This is a genomic window from Streptomyces sp. NPDC019531 (assembly GCF_044903305.1).
Classification (GTDB): Bacteria; Actinomycetota; Actinomycetes; order Streptomycetales; family Streptomycetaceae; genus Streptomyces.
In genome coordinates this window covers 50,439-71,555 of sequence record NZ_JBJDQL010000004.1, presented here as the reverse complement: position 1 = coordinate 71,555, position 21,117 = coordinate 50,439, and the positions used below count along the sequence as shown (strand labels likewise).

The 21,117-nt window shown below is 70.8% G+C and carries 19 protein-coding genes; 12 read left to right on the top strand and 7 right to left on the bottom strand.

Features of this window, described 5'->3' with window-relative positions:
* Positions 1–4: 4 nt before the first annotated feature.
* Both ACI2L1_RS06570 and ACI2L1_RS06565 read right to left on the bottom strand, forming a co-directional pair.
* Positions 5–775 (bottom strand): ABC transporter ATP-binding protein, encoded by a 771-nt coding sequence (locus ACI2L1_RS06570; RefSeq protein ID WP_404738197.1) that lies wholly within the window; start codon positions 773–775, stop codon positions 5–7.
* 24 nt (positions 776–799) lie between these two features.
* Positions 800–1,462, bottom strand: coding sequence for a bifunctional DNA primase/polymerase (locus tag ACI2L1_RS06565; protein WP_404738196.1), 663 nt, complete (start codon positions 1,460–1,462; stop codon positions 800–802).
* Between the two features lie 306 nt (positions 1,463–1,768).
* On the opposite strand from ACI2L1_RS06565, the gene ACI2L1_RS06560 reads away from it, so the two are divergent.
* Both ACI2L1_RS06560 and ACI2L1_RS06555 read left to right on the top strand, forming a co-directional pair.
* The gene (locus tag ACI2L1_RS06560) at positions 1,769–3,154 is read left to right on the top strand and encodes a transcriptional regulator (protein ID WP_404738195.1); all 1,386 of its coding nucleotides are present in this window, start codon (positions 1,769–1,771) and stop codon (positions 3,152–3,154) included.
* A gap of 170 nt (positions 3,155–3,324) precedes the next feature.
* A complete protein-coding gene (locus ACI2L1_RS06555; RefSeq protein WP_404738194.1) occupies positions 3,325–5,229 on the top strand; it encodes a hypothetical protein in 1,905 nt (634 codons plus the stop codon).
* Between the two features lie 45 nt (positions 5,230–5,274).
* On the opposite strand, the gene ACI2L1_RS06550 is transcribed toward ACI2L1_RS06555, so the two are convergent.
* On the bottom strand, positions 5,275–6,609 hold the full coding sequence (locus ACI2L1_RS06550) for an ABC transporter substrate-binding protein (protein ID WP_404738193.1): 1,335 nt from the start codon (positions 6,607–6,609) through the stop codon (positions 5,275–5,277).
* A gap of 118 nt (positions 6,610–6,727) precedes the next feature.
* On the opposite strand from ACI2L1_RS06550, the gene ACI2L1_RS06545 reads away from it, so the two are divergent.
* Complete coding sequence (locus ACI2L1_RS06545; protein WP_404738192.1) at positions 6,728–7,228, top strand: hypothetical protein; 501 nt, start codon at positions 6,728–6,730, stop codon at positions 7,226–7,228.
* 47 nt (positions 7,229–7,275) lie between these two features.
* Entirely contained in the window at positions 7,276–8,145 is an 870-nt protein-coding gene (gene purU, locus ACI2L1_RS06540; RefSeq protein WP_404738191.1) for a formyltetrahydrofolate deformylase, read from the top strand.
* 228 nt (positions 8,146–8,373) lie between these two features.
* On the opposite strand, the gene ACI2L1_RS06535 is transcribed toward purU, so the two are convergent.
* Both ACI2L1_RS06535 and ACI2L1_RS06530 read right to left on the bottom strand, forming a co-directional pair.
* Positions 8,374–9,741 carry an MDMPI N domain containing protein gene (locus ACI2L1_RS06535; protein WP_404738447.1) on the bottom strand — a complete coding sequence of 456 codons (1,368 nt, stop codon included), beginning with the start codon at positions 9,739–9,741 and terminating at the stop codon, positions 8,374–8,376.
* A gap of 164 nt (positions 9,742–9,905) precedes the next feature.
* Positions 9,906–10,487, bottom strand: coding sequence for a sigma-70 family RNA polymerase sigma factor (locus tag ACI2L1_RS06530; RefSeq protein WP_404738190.1), 582 nt, complete (start codon positions 10,485–10,487; stop codon positions 9,906–9,908).
* Between the two features lie 325 nt (positions 10,488–10,812).
* Between ACI2L1_RS06530 and ACI2L1_RS06525 the strand changes: the two genes are divergently transcribed.
* Both ACI2L1_RS06525 and ACI2L1_RS06520 read left to right on the top strand, forming a co-directional pair.
* Positions 10,813–11,193: an STAS domain-containing protein gene (locus ACI2L1_RS06525; RefSeq protein WP_404738189.1), complete on the top strand. Its 381-nt coding sequence runs from the start codon at positions 10,813–10,815 to the stop codon at positions 11,191–11,193.
* Positions 11,194–11,377: 184 nt separating this feature from the next.
* Positions 11,378–11,890, top strand: a complete 513-nt coding sequence (locus ACI2L1_RS06520; RefSeq protein WP_404738188.1) for an EF-hand domain-containing protein — start codon at positions 11,378–11,380, stop codon at positions 11,888–11,890.
* Here ACI2L1_RS06520 and ACI2L1_RS06515 read toward each other — a convergent pair.
* Positions 11,869–13,377, bottom strand: coding sequence for a class I adenylate-forming enzyme family protein (locus ACI2L1_RS06515; RefSeq protein WP_404738187.1), 1,509 nt, complete (start codon positions 13,375–13,377; stop codon positions 11,869–11,871). The two genes, ACI2L1_RS06520 and ACI2L1_RS06515, sit on opposite strands and share 22 nt — an antisense overlap.
* A 139-nt stretch (positions 13,378–13,516) precedes the next feature.
* Here ACI2L1_RS06515 and ACI2L1_RS06510 point away from each other — a divergent pair, with 139 nt between their 5' ends.
* The 3 genes from ACI2L1_RS06510 (at position 13,517) to ACI2L1_RS06500 (ending at position 16,566) form a co-directional block, all read left to right on the top strand.
* Positions 13,517–14,650, top strand: a complete 1,134-nt coding sequence (locus ACI2L1_RS06510; protein WP_404738186.1) for an acyl-CoA dehydrogenase family protein — start codon at positions 13,517–13,519, stop codon at positions 14,648–14,650.
* Positions 14,651–14,711: 61 nt separating this feature from the next.
* Positions 14,712–15,584, top strand: coding sequence for an acyl-CoA dehydrogenase family protein (locus tag ACI2L1_RS06505; RefSeq protein WP_404738185.1), 873 nt, complete (start codon positions 14,712–14,714; stop codon positions 15,582–15,584).
* A gap of 508 nt (positions 15,585–16,092) precedes the next feature.
* Complete coding sequence (locus tag ACI2L1_RS06500; RefSeq protein WP_404738446.1) at positions 16,093–16,566, top strand: ATP-binding protein; 474 nt, start codon at positions 16,093–16,095, stop codon at positions 16,564–16,566.
* Between the two features lie 316 nt (positions 16,567–16,882).
* Here ACI2L1_RS06500 and ACI2L1_RS06495 read toward each other — a convergent pair whose 3' ends face one another.
* A complete protein-coding gene (locus ACI2L1_RS06495) occupies positions 16,883–17,809 on the bottom strand; it encodes a cyclase family protein (protein WP_404738184.1) in 927 nt (308 codons plus the stop codon).
* Between the two features lie 85 nt (positions 17,810–17,894).
* On the opposite strand from ACI2L1_RS06495, the gene ACI2L1_RS06490 reads away from it, so the two are divergent.
* The 3 genes from ACI2L1_RS06490 (at position 17,895) to ACI2L1_RS06480 (ending at position 21,067) form a co-directional block, all read left to right on the top strand.
* A complete protein-coding gene (locus ACI2L1_RS06490) occupies positions 17,895–18,761 on the top strand; it encodes an SDR family oxidoreductase (protein ID WP_404738183.1) in 867 nt (288 codons plus the stop codon).
* Positions 18,762–18,869: 108 nt separating this feature from the next.
* Entirely contained in the window at positions 18,870–20,018 is a 1,149-nt protein-coding gene (locus tag ACI2L1_RS06485; protein ID WP_404738182.1) for an acyl-CoA dehydrogenase family protein, read from the top strand.
* Positions 20,018–21,067 carry a Zn-dependent alcohol dehydrogenase gene (locus tag ACI2L1_RS06480; RefSeq protein ID WP_404738181.1) on the top strand — a complete coding sequence of 350 codons (1,050 nt, stop codon included), beginning with the start codon at positions 20,018–20,020 and terminating at the stop codon, positions 21,065–21,067. The genes ACI2L1_RS06485 and ACI2L1_RS06480 overlap by 1 nt, the downstream gene beginning before the upstream one ends.
* The last annotated feature ends 50 nt before the right edge of the window (positions 21,068–21,117 follow it).

Below are 21,117 nucleotides of genomic sequence, written 5' to 3'. Positions count from 1 at the left end.
GCCGTCATCGCGCCCCGCCGCCCAGCCAGTCGAGATCGGCCCCGGCGTCCTGCCCCTGCGCGCCCACGAGTTCGAGGAACGCCCGCTGCAGCGAGGGCGCGGCACCGCGCACCTCGTCGAGCGGGCCGTGGGCGCGGATGCGGCCGGCGGCCATGACGGCCACCCAGTCGCACAGCGACTCCACGAGCTCCATCACATGCGAGGAGAAGACGACCGTGGCGCCGGATGCGGTGTACCGCTCCAGCACCCCTCGGATGGTCTGTGCCGAGACGGGGTCGACGCCCTCGAACGGCTCGTCGAGGAAGAGCACTTCGGGATTGTGGAGCAGGGCGGCCGCGAGCCCTAGTTTCTTCCGCATTCCCGTCGAGTAGTCGACGACCAGCTTGTGCTGGGCCCCGGCCAGATCGAGCACGTCGAGCAGCTGAGAGGTGCGCCGGTCGACCTCGGCACCGGGCAGCCCCCGCAACCGCCCCGAATACGCGAGCAGTTCACTTCCCGACAGCCGCTCGAACAGCCGCAGCCCCTCGGGAAGCACCCCGATCCGGGCCTTGACGGCCACCGGATCCCGCCACACGTCGTGCCCGACAACGTGGACGGACCCCTCATCGGGCCGCAGCAGCCCGGTCACCATGGAGAGAGTGGTCGTCTTCCCGGCCCCGTTGGGCCCGACAAGCCCGATGAACTTCCCGGCAGGAAGCTCCAGATCAATCCCCGCAACGGCAACTTGCTGCCCGAACCGCTTCCAGAGCCCACGCACACTCACAGCCGACGTCATGAACGCCAACTCTAGGGGCGAACGTCACCTGTCCCTGCCGCACGCATAGGCAAGCGGCGAGATCAACTCCTCGGCGTCCGGCAGCCAACGGTTCGCGGCGGTGGGCCGACAAGCCCACTGCACGGCCCCGGAAGAGCCGTACCGGGTCGGAGGCGCCGCGACGTACGACCCCTCGCCCAGCACCACGAGGTCGAGAGACGTGGGAGTCCACCCCAGATTGCGCACGAGATCGGGCACCTTCACCGAGGCACCCGGCAACACGAAGAAGTGCATCCGACGATCAGGGGTCAACGTCACGGGACCGAGCGTCAACTCCATACGCTCCATCCGGGCCAGCGCGAGGAACCCGGCCGTGTCCCGAACGGAGATCGCGTCGAACGTCCGCCCCGTCGGCAGCAGAATCGAAGCCGTCGGCTGCTTCTGCCACATCCTGCGCGCCACCGTCGCACTGCCGGTGGCCTGCGTCGCCCAGTCCTCCCGCGCGGGATGCGCCCCGGGAGCGGCGCACGGCATGTCACCGCAGGAGCACCGCTGCACCCCGTCGACGGCTTCCAGCCAGGTGCCGGGAAAGACGTCCCAGTGGCGTTCCTCGGCGTACCGTACGGCTGTCTCCAGCAGCGATTCCCCGCGCTGCTTCGGAATCTGAGCGGTCTCGGGGCCCGCGATCGTCTCTTCCACGCTCAACACAACTCCCGCGCCCACCTCGGGTTACGGCTGCAACGCGCGCGGGGGAGGAGCATTGATTCGGCATCTGGGGCGCATGGATGCACGTGTGGGGGCGCGCGGGAGGAACCGGGGCGTGAGCTGGGTACCCACGAAAGGGGCAGGCTTCTGCCTTCACCCCGGCAATCCTCGCATGCCTCGCATTTTAGCCGTCTCAGTGGGGCATTGATCTTCACGGCCGGATCTCTTCGTTCACACCGACCTGGTCCGGGAGTGGAAGACACATCAACTCGGTGCGTGGGCAGGCACCGCAGCCACAGGGGGTACGCCATGGCCGCAAGGCCTCTCGTCGCGCGGCAGCCGAACGAACGGCTGCAGGCGCTCATCCAGGAGGCGGAGTGCTCGAACGCCGGGCTCGCTCGCCGGGTCAACATGTGCGGCGCCGAGCACGGCCTCGACCTGCGCTACGACAAGACGTCCGTGGCCCGTTGGCTGCGCGGACAGCAGCCGCGGGGCCGGGCACCCGCCATTATCGCGGAGGCCCTCGGGCGCAAGCTCGGCCGTACGGTCACGATCGACGAGATCGGCATGGCCAACGGCAAGAACCTCGCCTCCGGGGTCGGCCTCCAGTTCTCGCCGACGGTACTGGGCGCCATCGAGCAGGTGTGTGAACTGTGGCGCAGTGACGTGGGCCGACGGGACTTCCTGTCCGGCTCCTCGGTCGCCGCGTCCGCGCTGGTCGAGCCGAGCCGTGACTGGCTGATCTCCTCGCCCGACTCACAGGTGGCGCGGCAGGCGGGCCCGCGGGTGGGGCAGTCCGACGTGGCGGCCGTGCGTGCGATGACCCAGGCACTCGTCGACCTCGACCACCAGTACGGCAGCGGGCATGTGCGCCCGGTCGTCGTGCACTACCTCAACAGCGTGGTCTCCGGGCTGCTCGCGGGGTCGTACCGGGAGGCGGTCGGGCGTGAACTCTTCGCCACCGTCGCGCGGTTGACCGAACTCGCCGGGTACATGGCGATCGACACCGGGCAACCGGGACTGGCCCAGCGGTACTACATCCAGGCACTTCGGCTCGCGCAGGCGGCGGGCGACCGCGGATACGGCGGCTATGTGCTCGCCGCCTCCATGAGCCACCTCGCCGCACAACTCGGGAACCCGCGGGAGATCGCCCAGTTGGCGCGGGCGGCGCAGGAAGGGGCGCGGGGTCGTGTGACACCGCGCGCGGAGGCGATGTTCCACGCTGCGGAGGCCCGCGGGCACGCGCTGATGGGCGACGCGCGGGCTGCCCAGGCGGCGTCCGGGCGGGCCGTGCATGCGCTGGAGGCGGCGGATCCGACGTCCGGCGACGACCCGGCGTGGATCGCGCACTTCGACGAGGCCTATCTCGCCGACGAGTTGGCCCACTGCCACCGCGACCTCGGTCAGGCCGACGCGGCGGCGCGGTGCGCCCAGGAGTCCCTGGACGGGCTCCCCGAGAACAAGGCGCGCCGCCGGGCCATCGGCTACGTCCTGCTGGCCACCGCGCAGGTGCAGCAGCGCGAGATCGAGCAGGCCTGCAACACCGGTCTGAAGGCGGTGGAGTTGCTGGACACCGTCCGCTCCAACCGGGGTGCGGAGTACCTCGACGACTTCCAGCAGCGTCTCGATCCGTTCCGGGACGAGCCGGTGGTCAGGGAGTTCGGTGCCCGCCTCGACCTCCAGGCGGCCGCATAGAGGAGGGCATGTACAGCGGATACGGGCCCGGAACTGTCACGTGATCTCCCGGGATTTGTTACTGCGGTCACAGGGGCGCAGGTCAGGCCCTGTGCTATGTGGCACCGGGCTCGGAGGACCCGGTAGCGTGAGCCGACGATTCCGAAGTTCCCCCATAAGTAGGAGTCCCGGTGACGCAGAGTGGACAGGGCGAGCAGCCCGCTGCGCGCGAAGCGCGCGAAGGCATCGTGCTGCCCTCCGACGGCGGGGAACCCCTGCTGCCGGGCCAGACGGGCGGACACGGCGGCCCGCAGCCCGGCTACGGCGGCCCCCCGGAGGCAGGCCGTCCCGGCCCGGCACCCGACGCGGCGTACGGCCAGCCGCCCGGCGGCCAGGCCTGGGGCACCCCGTGGGGCCCGGCCCAGCAGCAGAGCCCGGCCCAGCCACCTGCCCAGGACTGGTCGCAGCCGCCCGCCCAGACCTGGGGCACCCCACAGCAGCCCGCCGGCGTACCGCCCCAGACTCAGGCCCAGGCCCAGCAGCAATCTCCGCAGGAGGGCCGGCCGCCCGCGCCGGGCCACGACACCAACGAGCCGACTTCGTACTACCTGCCGCCGGTGGGCCGGCCGCTCCCGTCGGCTCCCGCCCCGCAGTCCCAGCCGCTGCCGCCGCAGGAGGGTCAGGTGGCGGCCTATGGCGCTCCTGCGACGGGTGCGGGCGCCCCGCAGCAGTCGCCCGCGCCGGGCTACGACAGCAACGAGCCGACCTCCTACTACCTGCCTCCGGTCGGCCAGCCCCTCCCGTCGGCTCCCGCCCCGCAGTCCCAGCCGCTGCCCCCGCAGGAGGGTCAAGTGGCGGCCTATGGCGCTCCCGCGACGGGCGCGGGCGCCCCGCAGCAGTCGCCCGCGCCGGGCTACGACAGCAACGAGCCGACCTCCTACTACCTGCCCCCAGTCGGCCAGCCCCTCCCGTCGGCCCCCGGCACGGCGGCCTCCGCGCCCCTGCCGCCCGCCGACGAAGGTGCCACCCAGTTCATCCCGCCGGTCGCGGCCGCCCCCGCCGCCCACGAGGGAGCCACCCAGTACCTCCCGCCCGTCCGCCCCGGTGCGCTCCCGCCCGAGGTGTCCGCCGAGGCGGCCCGTTTCCCGGGGCAGGCCCCGTACGGTGCGCAGCCTCCGCCGACCGGCCCCGACGCCGAGGCCACGCAGTACATCGCGCCCGTACCGGGACAGGCCCCCGGCGCACCCTACGGCGGGGAACGGCAGCCGCCCTCCGAGTTCGACAACCTCTTCCGCAGCGGACCGGGCGGTGACACAGGGGCCGGGGCGACCCAGCAACTGCCGCGCTTCGCGCAGCCCGAGCCCGCACTGCCCGGGTACGCGGCCCAGCAGCAGTCGTACGCCGCGCAGCAGCCGCCGTACGTCCCGCCGGGCGGTGACCTCTACGACGACGGCGACCGAGACGGCGGTCGACGCTCGCGCGTGCCCGTCATCGCCGCCGTGGGCATCGGCATCGTCGTCCTCGGTATCGGCGCGGGCGCGCTCCTCGCCGGGGGCGGCAGCGACGACCAGGGGGAGAAGAACCAGACCGTCTCGGCCACGGCCCCCGCGACCGACGGGTCCGCGTCGCAGCCCGCCGACCCGGCGCAGGCGCAGGCTGTCGAGCTGGACAAGCTGCTCGCCGACAGCGGCAACAGCCGCTCCTCGGTGATCAACGCGGTGGCGAACGTGAAGTCGTGCAAGAACCTCGACACGGCCGCCGAGGACCTGCGGGCGGCGGCGACCCAGCGCACCGGCCTGGTGACCCGGCTGGGGGCGCTCTCGGTCGATCAGCTGCCGAGCCATGCCGAGCTGACCGCCGCTCTCACCAAGGCCTGGCAGGCATCAGCGTCCGCCGACAACCACTACGCGGCCTGGGCCGACCAGGCGGCGGGCAAGAAGGGCTGCAAGAAGGGCCAGGCCCGCACCACGGGGCAGACCGCGGCCGGCAACCGGGACAGCGGCACCGCCAGCACCGAGAAGGCCAGGGCGGCCCGGCTGTGGAACGCGATCGCGAAGAAGTACAGCCTGACCGAGCGTTCGGCGACCCAGCTGTAGGCGCCTGGGGGACCTGGGTGGGGGCGCCGTACGCGCTCCCACCGGTCAGTCGATGTCGGCGTTACGGAGCGTCTTGGTCACGTCGGTGAAGCCCTCGCGGGCCGCCACGAGCTGGCCCTTGCGTACGACCTGGAGTGTCACGTTGGCGTTGACCATGCGCGGGAAGCCGACCGAGGCGAGGTCGTCCGCGGAGCTCCAGCTGGCCCGGGTGTTCCACTGAAGGGTCGGCGTCAGACCGCCGGTCGGGATCTTGAGCCCGTCGTTGAGGGCGCCGCGCACGTTGCCGGCGGACACCTCGCCGCCGCCGAGCGACTCGACGACCTTCTTGAACACCGTGTAGGCGATCCAGGTGGTCTGCACCCCCGCGTCCGCCGAGTCGATGCGGTTGTCGCCGAAGGCCTCCTCGTTGATGACCTTCTTCATCGCGTCCCAGCGGGCGTCGCTCTCCACCGGGTACCAGCCGGTGATGTACGACCCCTCGTACGGCCCCGACGCCCCGCCGGACGCGTCGACCACCGTCTGGTCGACGCTGCCCATCGCCATGGCCGTGCGCACGTCCGGGTAGTCCTCGCGGGCGCGCCGGAAGGAGTCCATGAAGGTGCTGGTGCGGTCACCGAGCGCGGGCACCACGCACCCCTCCTTCGCCGAGCCCGTGCCGCCGGCGGCCGATCCTTGGAGCGCCTTCTTCGACTCCGCCGAGTACTCCGTGGAGTCGTCGGCCGCCCGCACGTCGCTCGCGGTGCGATGCCCGCCGGTGGTCAGCCCGGAGTTCAGCAGCACGGGCAGCTCGTCGCCCGCGATGGTGTCGGGCCGTACGAGGGCGACGTTGCCGCAGGCCGCGGCGAGCTCCTTGCCGAGCCCCGCCAGCAGCGTGGGCTGGCCGCCGTTGACGGGATAGGACAGCGGGCTGGTGAACTCGGCGTTGGTGACGCCGTAGCCGCCTATGTAGGGGATGCCCGCGCCCTCCAGGGGCGGGAAGAACGAGTCGCCGTACTGGCTGAAGGAGCCGAGGACCGCGACGACGTTCTCCTTGACCGCGCGCCGGGCGCACTTCGCCGCGGCCACGCTGTCGTTGTGGTCGTTGCAGGTCAGGACGGTGAGCTTACGGCCGTTGATGCCGCCCTTGGAGTTGATCCAGCGGGCGTAGGCCTGTGCGAAGGCGGGCATGCCGGGCTTGTTGGTCGCCTTGGTGTCCGACGGGGCCCAGGTCATGACCTTGATCGGGCCGTCCCCGGAACCCCCCGTGGTACCGGGGACGACCCCGCAACCGGCGGCGAGCGAGGCGCACGCCACCAGCGCCCCCGTCGCGAGGACGGTGGCTCTGATGTGCCGGTGGTGCCTGGGGAGGAAAGTGCTTCGCATGGTGTGCCTGCCGGTCATGGGCACACACGCTTCCGCCACACCGCCAACTTGGGTGTGACCCTTGATCAACGAGGGGTGACGTGAAGGTGAACAGCGGGGGGTCTGTGCGGCCCGTGTGAGGCAGAACGTACGATCGGTGACCGTGCAAGGTTCGGAGAACTCTTCCCGTCGCGGCCGTCGCTCCTCCACCATGGGCGACATGCCACTCAACGACATGCCGTGGTGGCGCTGGCGCAGCAATGTGCGCTCCGCGCTGCACATGCTCTCCGACCCCACCTTCCAGCAGAACGTCTGGCTGGCCGGCGTCGAGGGGTACGGGGACGTCACCGACGCCGTGTACCGACTCGTCGAGGACACCTGGCTGGACAACTGGTCCGCCGAGAAATACGTCGGCACGATCTTCCGGGACTCCCAGGAGGCGGCCCTCGTCGACACCGCCGTCCTGCGGGTGCTGCGGATCATGCACCAGGTCGGTCCCGACGCCCCCGTCTCCGTGTACATGCAGAACCCGGGGTGGCCCGACGCGGTGCGGGCGGCGCGGGACGCGCATGTGCGGATGGCGACGGCCGACGGGGAGGACCCCGAGGCGCCGCCGCGCACGCTCCAGGTGCTGCAGATCATGACCCGGTCCGCGTGACGGAACGCGGGGTTGCCCGTACCGGTGGATATGCGACCCTGTCCTGCATGAACGATCAGTCCACCCCCGCCGAGCAGTACGTCCTGACCCTGTCCTGCCCCGACAAAAAGGGCATCGTGCACGCCGTGTCGAGCTATCTCTTCATGACCGGCTGCAACATCGAGGACAGCCAGCAGTTCGGCGACCACGGCACGGGTCTGTTCTTCATGCGCGTCCACTTCTCGGCGGAGGCTCCGGTCACGGTGGACAAGCTGCGGGCGTCCTTCGCGGCGATCGGTGACTCCTTCCACATGGACTGGCAGATCAACCGGGCCGAGGACCGGATGCGGGTCGTGCTGATGGTCAGCAAGTTCGGGCACTGCCTGAACGACCTGCTGTTCCGGGCGCGGATCGGAGCCCTTCCGGTGGAGATCGCCGCCGTGGTCTCCAACCACACCGAGTTCGCCGAGCTCGTGGCGTCGTACAACATTCCCTTCCACCACATTCCGGTGACGCGGGAGAACAGGGCCGAGGCGGAGGCGCGGCTGCTGGAGCTGGTGCGCGAGCAGGACGTCGAGCTCGTGGTGCTGGCCCGGTACATGCAGGTGCTGTCCGACGAACTGTGCAAGCAGCTCAGCGGGCGGATCATCAACATCCACCACTCGTTCCTGCCGAGCTTCAAGGGTGCGAAGCCGTACCACCAGGCGCACGACCGTGGGGTCAAGCTGATCGGGGCGACGGCGCACTATGTGACCGCCGACCTCGACGAGGGGCCGATCATCGAGCAGGAGGTCGAGCGGGTGGGGCATGACGTCACGCCGGACCAGCTGGTCGCGATCGGGCGGGATGTGGAGTGCCAGGCGCTGGCTCGGGCGGTCAAGTGGCATGCGGAGCGGCGGATTCTGCTCAACGGTCGGCGGACGGTTGTGTTCGCCTAGGAGCTCGGGGGTTCGGCGGAGGGCGGCTGCAGGTTGTCCGTGGCTGGTCGCGCAGTTCCCCGCGCCCCTGAAAGCGCTCACCTGATCGCCCCTTCAGGGGCGCGGGGCTGTATCTAGCTCACCTGATCGCCCCTTCAGGGGCGCGGGGCTGTATCTATCTGCAGCTCCGCTGCGGGGCGCGAACGGCCCCCACTCGCCCGCAGCCGCCGACGAAACCGCGACCCGCCCCTACATCCGGCTCAAGCTGGCCGCCGCGAACAACACATCCTTGATCGCCTCCCGATCCCCGAGCTGACCAGCCGCAGCTTCCGCAGGAGATACGTGCCCCGCGGCCAACTGGCAGAACTCGACCCCGTCCAGCGCCACATGAGCGACCTCGTGGTCCGGCGAACCCACCGCCCCCGGGGAGTCCAGGGGAATCAGCCACTCGCCGCCACCCAGGCCCTCGATCTCCAGCCGCAGGCTGCGGCCGGGGTCCCCGGCCGTGACCAGGTGCCGGCCGTGGACGGGTGACGCCAGCCCCTTTTGCCGGCGTTCCGCCAACACCGCGGGCAGCATCCGTGCCGCCAGGTCGATCATGCCGTTGAGGTGACGGGGGGACGGCGGCTCGTAGGGGTAGTCGACCGCCTCCGCGATGTCCTCCGCGTGCACCCAGCACTCGAAGGCGCGGTCGAGCATCGCGTCGTGCAGCGGCAGCCAGAAGTCGCCGTAGGCCACCGTGAGTTTGCCGGAGGTGCCGCCGGTGAAGGACACCGTGCGCACGAGGTCGTGGCTCTGCTCACGCCACGGCGCCCGTACGGAGCGCGTCGGCGGGAAGTGCGACGCGCGCCAGTACGCCTCGGTGCGGCCGGCCGGCGTGGGCGCGTCCGCGGGGACCTCGCCCATCGGGTCGTCCAGGCCCAGGGCGACCGCGACGAGGCCGTCGACCGACAGCAGGTGGGCTATGACCCCGGCGACCGTCGTACGACGGCTCGTCGCCTCGTCCGCGTCGAACCAGCGCAGCCTCACCGGGGCGTGCCACTCGGCGTCGCCGAAGTCCTGGAGCAGGGCGTCGAGACGGGCGGTCTCGGCGTCGTACGCGGTGGCCCACTCGGGCAGCGGAATGCGCGGCGGGCGCCGGACGAGGCAGCTGTCGAGGACGCGGGTGCGCAGGCCGGGGTCCAGATCGAGGCTCTCCGGGCGCTGCAGCAGACCGACGGCCTCGCGCAGCCGCAGCGCCTCGTCGGCGCAGGAGCCGCAGACACCGAGGTGATCCTCCACGGCGGCCGTCTCCGCCCCGGAACACGCCGCCAACGCCCACGCCCCGAGCATTGACTTCAGCACCTGGTGCTCCATGACGAGCGGAGCGGACGGGGCTGCCTCGGCCGGCGCGGGCAGGGGCCGGCCGGTGTCCTCCACGGAGGCGCGGGGGAGCGGTATGCGGGGTGACGGGTCGGGACCGGCGCCACCGGGACCGTTGCTACCGGGGTCTCCGGGGTCGCCCGTGCCGGCGGCGCCCGGGTCGCCCGGGTCGGGGTCGTTCGGCCCGTCTTGATCGCGCCCGACCGCACCCGGCTCGTTCAGTTTGCTCCGGCCGTCGTCATCCGTGCCGTCGATTCCGTCGCCGTTGGCCCCGGTATCGCCCGGGTTCCCGGCAGCCCCACGTCCTCCGTCGGCCCCGGCTTCCCCGGCACCCTCGGAAGACACCCCGCCCGGCCCCGGACCCTCCGGCACCCCCTGTCCCTCGTCCCCGTCATGGTCGTACGCCTCGAAACGGCCGCTCACGCCGCGCCTCCGTATCCCGGCGGAACTCCCGCGTCGTGGGCGGTGGACAGGAGCTGGAGGCCCAGACGGAGGCGGCGGCGGGCCTCGTCCTCGGTGACACCGAGGTCGGCGGCGGTCTGGCGGTAGTCGCGGCGCTGGAAGTAGGCCAGCTCCAACGCGGCTCGCAGTGGGGTGGGCATGGCCTGGACTATGTAGTCGGCGCGGGCGGCGACCGAGGCGCGGCGCACCTTGCGCTCCAGCTCCTCGGAGTCGGCGGCCGCGCCCTCGCCGCCCTGCGTGAGCGCGGCGGTCTCGGTGGCGCGCAGCCGCTGCACGGCCAGGCGGTGGGTCAGACCGGCGACCCAGGAGCGCAGCGGGCCCTGTTTGGGGTCGTAGGCCTCGGGGTGTTCCCAGACGTGGGCGAAGACGTCCCGGGTGATGCCGTCGGCGGCGCGCTCGTCCCCGAGCACACGGTGGGCGAGTCCATGCACAAGTGAAGCGAAACGGTCGTAGAGCTCGCCGAGGGCGGCCGCCTCACCGCGTGCGAGTCGCTGCTGCATCTTGCGGTCCCAGCGGGGCGGTGCGTCCTTCTTCGCCATGCGGCCCCCTCACCCCTGGAAGTGTCCGAGTCAAGCCTGCGCCCACCGTCTCCTCGAATGTAGTCGGCACCTCCGAGAGCGCACGCCCCTTTGTTCCAATGCGCGCCCCCGAGGGGCCGCAGGTGGTAATAGACCTTCCGCTACTCGGCCCCTACCCGGTCACTCGCCGATCAGACCCGATCGAACAGGATCGAAGCCGACTAAAACAAGCCTCTTTGGAACGATTTCCGTTTCTCGGTCTGAGTTTCAGGGAACGGCCGCTGGGCAGCCGCGCTGCAAGGAAGCGTAGGTATGGCTTCCGTTTGCTTTCCGGCGAGCGAAGGGCTTGGTGGTGGCGTTCAATGTGACCGGCGACGAGCAGGGCGACTGGACCGTGCTCAGTGTGTCGGGCGAGCTGGACCTGGTGACCTCGCCGGTGCTCCGCCAGCGCGTCCACGACGTGGTGGCCGAGGGGCGCCACAGTCTCGTCCTCGACCTCTCCGAGGTGTACTTCTGTGATTCCAGCGGCGTCGGCGTGCTCATAGCCTCCCGCCGCCTCATCCGCTCCTGCCGGGGCGATCTGCGCCTGATCCTCCCGGACCGCGGCGCCGCCGAGGGCTCCCACGTCAACCGCGTCCTCGGCGCCCTGGGTGTCCGCCGCCTGTTCGAGGTCCACCCGGACCTGGACTCGGCGACCGACGCGGAGGCGGGACCACTGTCCGCCTGAGGCCGGCACCCCTACCCCCTTGTGTCCGCACGGCTGTGACCTGGGGCACCCCGACTGCCACACCGTTGTCCCGAAATTCACCCGGTCTTGGCACAAGCACCGCCTTCCGGCCCCCTGGGCGACGCTCTCGTCGTACGCTCCGTGCGAGATGCACCCGATGTGATGTGAGGCGGCCCGAGAAGACATGGTCAGCAGCGAGTACGAGAGCAGGATCGCCGGCCGGTTCGCCACCTTCGACCAGGACGGCAACGGCTACATCGACCGCGAGGACTTCAACACGGCGGCCAAGGCGCTGCTCACGGAGTTCGGTACGGCGGCACGCTCCGACAAGGGGCAGGCGCTGTACGCCGGCGCGGAGGCGTTCTGGCAGGGCATGGCCGGGATCGCGGACCGGGACGGCGACCAGCGGATCACCCGCGACGAGTTCGTCAACGGCGCGCTCAAGCGGCTGCGCGACAACCCGGACCGGTTCGCCGAGATCGCCCGACCCTTCCTGCACGCCGCGATCGACGTCGCCGACCAGGACGGCGACCGACGCGCCACCGTCGAGGACACCGCGCGCGTGCTGCGCATCCTGGGCGTCAGCGAGGACATCGCGCAGGCGGCCGCGGCCACTCTGGACACCGACGGCGACGGCAAGGTCGGCGAGGCCGAGATCGTGCCCGCCTTCGCGCGCTACTTCACCGTCCCCGAATAGCGTTCCCTGAGCTTGTACTTCAGGACCTTCCGCAGGGTCTCGTTGCGCGGGAGGGCGTCCACCACCTCCAGCTGCTCCGGCAGCTTGTGCGTGGAGAGCCCTTCCGTACGCAGATACGCGGTCACGGCGTCCAGGGTCAACTTCTCGGCCCCCTCGGGCTGTTCCACCACGGCACACACGCGTTCCCCGCGCTCGGCGTCCGGCAGTCCGACCACCGCCACGTCCCCGACGCCCGGATGTGCGGCCAGCAGGTCCTCGATCTCCTTCGCCGAGATGTTCTCGCCCTTGCGGATGATCACGTCCTTGAGCCGCCCGGTGAGCACCAGGTGGCCGGTGGCGGTCACGTGTCCGAGGTCGCCGGTGCGCAGGAATCCGTCGGCGTCGAAGGCCTGCGCCGTCTGCGCCGGATCCAGATACCCCTGACAGACGGCCTCCCCCTTCAGCCGCACCTCCCCGTCCACGATCCGCACGGACATCCCCTCCGGCGGCCGCCCCTCGGTCGTCGCCAGGTTCTCCACCGTGTCGTCGGGCGCCCCCATGGTGATCATCGGCACCTCGGTCATGCCGTACCCGTGCGTCAGTTGCACCCCCAGCTCCCGTACGACGGCGTGGTAGACCTCTGGCGGCTTGGGCGCCCCGCCACCGGCGAGCAGCCGTAGCGAGGGAATCACGGGAACGCCGGGCCGCTTGCGCTGCTCGGTGAGGAACATCGAGTAGAACGCCGTCGAACCGCCCGCCACCGTCACCCCGTGCTTCCGGTAGCCCTCCAGCGCGTCCGGCAGCGCGAAGTGCTCGAACATCACCGCCGGGAAGCCGTACAGCAGCAGCATCACGGTGTAGTCCGGGCCCGCGATGTGCGCGTACGGGAAGGCCATCGACCCCACGTCGTCCGCCGTCAGCCGCAGCGCGTGCGCGAGACAGGAGCCGCCCGCGATCAGCGAACGGTCCGTGTGGAGAACGCCCTTGGGGTCGGAGGTGGTTCCCGAGGTCCAGTAGATCCACCGCACGGACGTGCCGTCGGCGGGCGGGGCGGGCAGGACGGCCGGATCGCCGTCCGGGAGGTCGTCGTACGCCTCGAAGACGCCCTTCGCGCCGAGTCGCCGGGCCATCTCCGTGTGGTCGAAGCCGCGCCAGACGCCCGGCACCGCGAAGAACTCGGCCTTCGACTCCCTGAGGGCGAAGCCGACTTCGCGGTCCCGGTAGAAGGGGATGACCGGCGACTGCATGGCGCCCAGACGGGCCAGCGCGAAGGAGAGCAGGGCCGTCTCGATCCGGGTGGGCAGCTGCCAGGCGACCACCGTGCCGGGGCGTACGCCCATGTCGTACAGGCCGGCCGCCACCCGCTCGGCACGCGCGCACAGGCCGCCGAAGGTGAGCGTGCGGTCGTCCTGGAGGAGGACCGGGCGGTCGGGGGTCAGGTCGGCGCGGCGGGCGAGAAGGTCCCAGAGGGTGCGGGATGCGCTGAGCGCGTGGGCGGTGTCGGTCACGGCGGCCCCCTTGTGGAGCTGACGGGTAGTCAGATCGTGGCCAGAGCGTAGGGCGGGACGCCTTGTCGGTCCAGGGGTGGGAGACCTACCCTTCCGATGCGAGCGGTATCTGACGGGTTATCAGATGTGGAGTGCCGCCATGGATCTCGCGTACACGCCGCAAGAGGAGGAGTTCCGGGCGCGGCTGCGCGAGTGGCTGTCCAAGGCGCTCCCCACCCTGCCGCCGAAGCCGTCCCCCGAGGACTGGCCCGGGCGCAGGGCCTACGACCTCGGCTGGCAGCGCATGCTGTACGACGCCGGGTACGCGCATGTGCACTGGGACGCCTCGCCGACCACGCGGCTGATCTTCCTGGAGGAGACCGAGACCGCGGGCGCGCCCTATGTGGGCGCCGGGTTCGTGGGGCTGCTGCACGCGGGGCCGACCATCGCCGCCGAGGGCACGCCCGAGCAGCGGGAACTCTGGCTGCCGCCGATCCTGCGCGGCGAGGAGGTGTGGTGCCAGGGGTTCAGCGAACCGGACGCCGGGAGCGACCTCGCGGCGCTGCGCACGCGCGCGCGTAGGGACGGCGACGACTATGTGGTGACCGGCTCCAAGATCTGGACCTCGCACGCCGAAGTGGCCGACTGGTGCGAGCTGCTGGTCCGGACGGATCCGGAGGCTCCGAAGCACCGCGGGATCACCTGGCTGGCGATGCCCATGTCCGCGCCCGGTGTCGTGGTGCGCCCCTTGCGGACGCTCGCCGGGTCCGCCGAGTTCGCCGAGGTGTTCCTCGACGAGGTCCGGGTGCCGGTCGCGAACCGGGTGGGGGCCGAGAACGACGGCTGGCGCGTGACCATGGTGACGCTGTCCTTCGAGCGTGGGACGGCGTTCGTCGGCGAGGTGGTCGCCTGCCGGCGCGTGCTGGGCGAACTCGCCCGTACGGCACGGGAGAACGGGCGCTGGGACGATCCGGTGCTTCGGCGTCGGCTGGGGCGGTTGAACGCCGAGTTCCGGGCGTTGTGGCGGCTTACGCAGTGGAACGTGAGTGAGGCGGAGGTGAGTGGTGGGGTGCCGGGGGTGGGGGGTTCGGTTTTCAAACTGAGGTATTCGCATGCCCGCCAGGAGTTGTACGACGCGGCGGCTGAGGTCCTGGGCCCGGAGTCGCTGGACCTCGAACGGCCCTGGGTGCTCGACCGGTTGTCCTCGCTGTCGTACACCATCGCGGCCGGGACCTCGCAGATTCAGCGGAACATCGTGGCCGAGCGGATTCTTGGGCTGCCGAAGGGGCGGTGAGTGCGGCTTGAGGTGGTTCGCCGGGTGGCACCGCGGCCCGCGTTTGAGAAGGAGCTGTGACATGCGGTTTCAACTGACCCGGGATCAGCGGGCCTTGCAGGCTGGTGTGCGGGAGTTGCTGGCTCGGCGGTTCGGTGGGGAAGCCCTGCGGGCCGCTGTGGATTCGTCTGGGCTGGATCGCGCGCTGTGGCGGGAGTTGGGGGCCGCCGGGTTCTTCGCGCTGCGGGTGCCGGAGGCGGATGGCGGGGTCGGACTCGGGCTGCCCGAAGCCGTGTTGGTCTTCGAGGAGGCCGGGCGGGCGCTGCTGACCGGGCCGCTGGTGGCGACCCACCTCGCGGCGGGTGTGGTGGACGGGGCCGCCGAGGGGGAGGTCGTCGTGACCGACGTCGACCGGGGCGGGCTCGTGGAGTGGCTGGACGAGGCAGACGTCGTCCGGGGGGATGCCGCCGGGGCCGTACCCCTGAAGTCGGTGGATCCGCTGACACCGCTGCACCGGGTGCCCGGAGCACGCGCGCGTGCCGCCGACCCCGTCGCCCTGCTTCTCACCGCCGCAGAGCAGCTCGGGACCGCCACGCGCGCGTGTGAGCTCGCGGTGCAACACGCGCGGACACGGACGCAGTTCGGGCAGCCGATCGGGGCCTTCCAGGCGGTCAAGCATCTGTGCGCGCAGATGCTGGTGCGGGCGGAGACGGCCAGGGCGGCGGTGTACGCGGCCGCCGTGACCGCGGACCCTGCCGACATCGCCGCGGCCCGGCTGCTGGCCGACGAGGCCGCCGAGCGGGGCGCCCGGGACTGTCTTCAGGTGCATGGCGGGATGGGGTTCACCTGGGAGTGCGAGGTGCAGCTGCATCTGAAGCGGGCCTGGGTGCGGGCCCGGCGGGGCGGCGGCAGTGCGGAGAGTGAGGAGTTGCTCGCCGTCGATCTGTTGGCCTGAGGCGTCCACGGCCTGCCCGGTCTCGGGAGCGTACGGAGCGATGTCGCGGATTGTGGCATACCGGAATCACGGAGCGTTGATATCTGGTTGTGTCCTATGTGTGACTCGTCACGTCCTGGAGTCGGCGGCCCGCTCCGGTACCTTGTGTGAGATGCGAGTGGTTCGGAGCATGAGCCATGCCGGTGTTGCCGATGGGGCGGCCCCGGACCCGGCGATGCGCGCTGCTGCTAGCAGGGTGGAAGGGCCTGCTTCCGGCGCCTGTTCGACTTCCCGCGGCGAGCGTCGCACAGTATCCCGCACGAGTACTCCTTCGCGCTGGAATATGCCCGAAGCGCTTGTTGGCGTGACTGTACGTCAACCATGCTGTCTCGTAAGGGATTCACGTTCTGTGACCCCGGCTTCGGCTGTTGTTCTGGTCATGCAAAAAATGGCTACGATCGTGGCCCTCGTGAGGCGCGAGCCCATGTGCCCGCCGGTTCGGATGGTGTGAGCGGTGCAGGTGCTTCAAGTGCAGCTGGAGATCCGGCCCGACCCCGCTGAGGTGGGGCGGGCCCGGAGGTGGGCCCGCTCGCGGCTCGCCGGGTCCGGGATAGGGGCCGATGAACCGCTCGCCGAGGCCCTGGTCCTGCTCGTGTCCGAACTGGTCACCAACGCCGTGGTGCACACCGGCCGTCCGGCCGTCCTGCGGCTGTCCCTGCCGGGTGCGGAGGCGGAGTCGGCCACCGTGCGCCTGGAGGTGGCCGACCGCAGCGGCCGGGCGCCGGTGCCGCGGTGCGTGGACGGCGACGCGACCGGCGGCCGCGGTCTCGCCCTCGTCGACGGTCTCGCGGACCGCTGGGGCTGGAGCCCCGAGGGCGCCGGAAAGAGCATCTGGTGCGAACTGGACCGCTGCGAGCAGCCCCGGAAGGGCAGCGAGGTCTGTACCGAGGTGTACGGCATCGAGGCCTCGGCATACGAAGGGCTGGCGTTCGAGGCGGTGTGACCGGCGCATGGTCGCAGAAACCACCGTCCCCCCTGCACCGTGGTGTGTTGGCGCGCTGGGAGATGCATCGGTGCGCGGCTCCGACAAATAGGTCGTAAGTGATAAATCCCCGTACGGGTGTTGACGCATTGTGTTCGATTGATCACGCTGGTGTCAGCGATTCGCCGTGAGGGGACGACGAGGGCTTCGGTGACGGAAGTCCTCGACGAGTGTGGATCGTGACGCGGTGTCGATTCCCCCGGGGTGGAGGGGAGTCGATGACGGCGGCGCGCGATGCCGAGCTCGGGGCGGGCCTGCGCGCCGCCGGCCGACCTCCTCACAGAACGGCCACCGGGGCCACCGGGGTTCCGGTGCCGCCGACGAACGGCTCGGGCATCGCCGACAGCAGGAACGTGTAGCGGCCCGCTTCTCCACAGGCTGTGGACAACTCCTCCAGGTTCCAGTTCTGGCCCTGCAGCATCCCCATCTCCACCAGGTCGAGGGCGTGCACCGGCAGCCACAGGTCCTCGATCTCGGGTGGGAAGATCTCGAACGTGAGGGTGTCGTTGGCGACCGCGGCGACGTCGCGCGCGTGGAACCACTCCGGGGTACGGACCGACAGGCCCGGCGACGGATAGGCGTACGCCTCCCTGTCCCCGGCGAGATACACCTGGATCTGCCCCGTCCGTACGAGCACGATGTCACCGGCACGCACGCGCGTGCCCGCGAGTTCCTCGGCCGCCTCCAGGTCCTCCGGGGTCACGGCGTGAGTGCCGTCGAGCCGGCCCTTGCCGAGGGCGCGCGCCACGTCCAGGAGCACCCCGCGCGAGACGATGTGCCGCGCCTTGTCGATACCGCTGAACTCGGCGCCGCCGTGCGGGGTGATGGTGCCGGCCGGGCGGCCGTTGTAGAGCAGGCCCGAGTGCGAGACATGGGTGAGGGCGTCCCAGTGGGTGGCGGCCTGCAGGCCCATGGTCACCGCGTCGTCGCTGCACGCGACCGTTCCCGGGCCGAAGATCTCCTGGTTGATCTGCACCATCGTGTGCAGCGGGTTGACCCGGCCGGGCATCATCCCGGTCTGTACGCCGTCCTGCTTCAGGGGGAGCGCGAGAGGGACCCGGCGGCCCGTGCGGACGGTCGCGGCGGCCTCGCGGACGACCTCGTCGGTGATCAGGTTCAGAGTGCCGATCTCGTCGTCGGCGCCCCAACGGCCCCAGTTGTTCACGCGCTTGGCGATGTCGTGGAACGCGGCCGGAAGTGACATCGGGCCCTCCCCGGGGCTTGTGTCCGCACAACTGACGGGTCATAAAATCTAACGGTCCGTCAGAAACCGCGGGAAGGGGCCGGGCATGGGGAACTTCTTGGCAGGCAGGGTCGTCGCCGTGACGGGCGCGGGGCGGGGCATCGGGCGGGCGGTCGCACTGGCCGCGGCGGCCGAGGGGGCGCGGGTCGTCGTCAACGACTACGGCGTCTCGATCGACGGGGCGTCTCCTGCGAGCGAGATCGCCTCGGGAGTGGTGAAGGAGATCGAGGCGGCCGGGGGTGAGGCCGTCGCCGTGGCCGACGACATCTCGACGATGGCGGGTGGGCAGCGGGTCGTCGACACCGCGTTGTCTTCCTACGGGCGGCTGGACGGTGTTGTCTGTGTCGCCGGGATTCTGCGCGAGCGCATGTTGTTCAACATGACCGAGGACGAGTGGGACCCGGTTGTCGCGACCCATTTGAAGGGGACGTTCACCGTTTTCCGGGCGGCCTCGGCCGTGATGCGGAAACAGCGGGCGGGGACGTTGATCGGGTTCACCAGTGGGAACCATCAGGGGTCGTTTTCGCAGGCCAATTACAGTGCGGCGAAAGGGGGGATCATTTCGCTGGTGCGCAGTGCGGCGCTCGGGTTGCACAAGTACGGGGTGACCGCGAATGCGGTGGCGCCTGTCGCTCGTACGCGGATGTCGGCGAACGTTCCCTTCGACCTGGCAGAGATCGGGGAGCCGGAGGATGTCGCCGCCATGGTCGTCTACCTGCTGTCCTCGCGGGCTCAGGAGATCACCGGGCAGGTGTACACCGTGGCGGGGCCGAAGATCGCGGTGTGGGCGCAGCCTCGGGAGTTGCGTGCCGCGTATGCCTCCGGCGGGTGGACGCCTGATCGGATCGCGGAGTTCTTGCCGGGGAGTGTGGGAGTGGATCCGATGCCGTTGCTTTCGGGGCCGGGCGCCTAGTGGGTTGGGGGTGCGGTTGTTTGGCGGGTGCGGGTAGTTCGTGGTTGATCGCGCAGTTCCCCGCGCCCCTGGGTGGGACAGCGGGGCCGGTGTTCAGAGGAGACCCTTGTGGACTTTGGATTCGCCGCTGAGGATGATGCGTTCCGGTCCGAGGTGCGGGAATGGCTCTCCAGTCATGTCGATGGCTCTCAGGATCGGCGTGCGTGGGAGCGGACCCTTGGGAAGTCCGGGTGGATCGGGCTTGGTTGGGCCGAAGGCGGTTATGGGAACCGGACCGCCACGCTCACCCAGCAGGTTGCCTGGGCCGAGGAGTACGCGCGGTCGGGGGCGCCGGCGCGGTCCGGGCACATTGGGGAGAAATTGCTCGCGCCCACCCTTCTCGCGCACGGTACCGACGAGCAGAAGGCTCGCTTTCTTCCTCCCGTCGCCGCCGGGGACGAGCTCTGGTGTCAGGGGTACAGCGAACCCGGGGCGGGGTCCGATCTCGCCGGGGTGCGCACGAAGGCCACGCGGGGCCAGGACGGGACGTATCGGATCAGCGGGCAGAAGATCTGGACCTCCCTCGCGCATGAAGCGGACTGGTGTTTCGTTCTCGCCCGCACCGATCCGGAGTCGACTCGGCATCGCGGGCTGTCCTTCCTCCTCGTTTCCATGGATCAGCCGGGACGTATCGAGGTACGGCCGATCCGGCAGATGACCGGGACCAGCGAGTTCAACGAGGTGTTCTTCGACGGAGCGCACGCGCGCGTGGAGCATGTCGTCGGGGGTGAGGGGAACGGCTGGCGGGTGGCGATGAGCCTGCTCGGTTTCGAGCGGGGGGTGTCCACGCTGGCCCAACAGGTCGGGTTCGCCCAGGAGTTGACTCAGGTGGTGCAGATCGCCGTACGTACCGGCGCGATCGCCGATCCCGTCGTACGCACGCTGCTCGTGCGGCAGTGGGCCGAGTTGCGGACCATGCGGTGGAACGCCCTGCGGACGCTGGGGGGTTCCGGGGACGCCGGGGCCGCCAGTGTGGCCAAGCTGCTGTGGGCCGGGTGGCATCAGCGGCTCGGGGAGCTGGCGATGCTCGTGCGGGGGGCCGGGGCCGCGGTCGGACCCGGGGAATGGTCCTCCTCCGCGCCGTACCAACTCGACGATCTGCAGCACCTGTTCCTGTTCTCGCGGGCCGACACCATCTACGGCGGCTCGGACCAGGTCCAGCGCACCATCATCGCCGAGCGGGTGCTCGGTCTGCCCAGGGAACCCAAGGGGGTCTGATGCGCGGCGTGCTGTTCGACGGGAGGCAGATCCAGGTCGTCGACGATCTGGAGGTGCGGGATCCGGGGCCCGGTGAGGTGCTGGTCGCGATCTCGGCGGCCGGGCTGTGCCACAGCGATCTGTCGGTGGTGGACGGGACCATTCCGTTTCCGGTGCCGGTCGTGCTCGGGCACGAGGGGGCCGGTGTGGTGGAGGCCGTGGGGGAGGGGGTCACGCACGTCGGACCCGGTGATCATGTGGCCCTTTCCACGCTGGCCAACTGCGGTGCCTGCGCCGACTGCGACCGGGGGCGGCCGACCATGTGCCGTAAGGCCATCGGGCGGCCTCAGAAGCCCTTCTCACGGGGCGGGGAGCGGGTGTTCCAGTTCGCGAGCAACTCCGCCTTCGCGGAACGGACCGTGGTGAAGGCCGTACAGGCGGTGCGCATTCCCGAGGACATTCCCCTGTCGTCCGCCGCGCTCATCGGTTGCGGGGTGCTGACCGGGGTGGGGGCGGTGCTCAACCGGGCCCGTGTGGACCGCGGGGACAGTGTGCTGGTGATCGGGACCGGCGGGATCGGGCTCAACGTCATCCAGGGCGCGCGGATCGCAGGGGCCTTGCGGATCGTGGCGGTGGACGCCAACCCGGCGAAGGAGGCGGTGGCCCGGCAGTTCGGGGCGACCGACTTCCTGACCTCGGTGGAGGGCGTGCGGGAACTGCTGCCGCACGGGGTGGACCACGCCTTCGAGTGCGTCGGGCGGGTCGAACTCGTGCGCGCCGCCGTCGACCTGCTGGACCGGCACGGACAGGCGGTGCTGCTGGGGATGCCGGCGGCGGGCGCGGAGGCGTCCTTCGTCGTCTCGTCGATGTTCCTCGACAAGGCCATCCTCGGCTGCCGGTACGGGTCGTCGCGGCCACAGCGGGACATCCCGCTGTACGCCGAGCTCTACCGGCAGGGGCGGCTGTTCCTCGACGAACTGGTGACGGAGACGTATCCGATCGAGGACTTCGAGAAGGCGGTGGGGGACGCGGAGGCGGGGCGGGTGGCTCGGGGAGTGCTCACGTTCTGAGCCACCGGTACGGAGTTTTCCACAGGGCCTGGAAAACCATTGGGGCGATG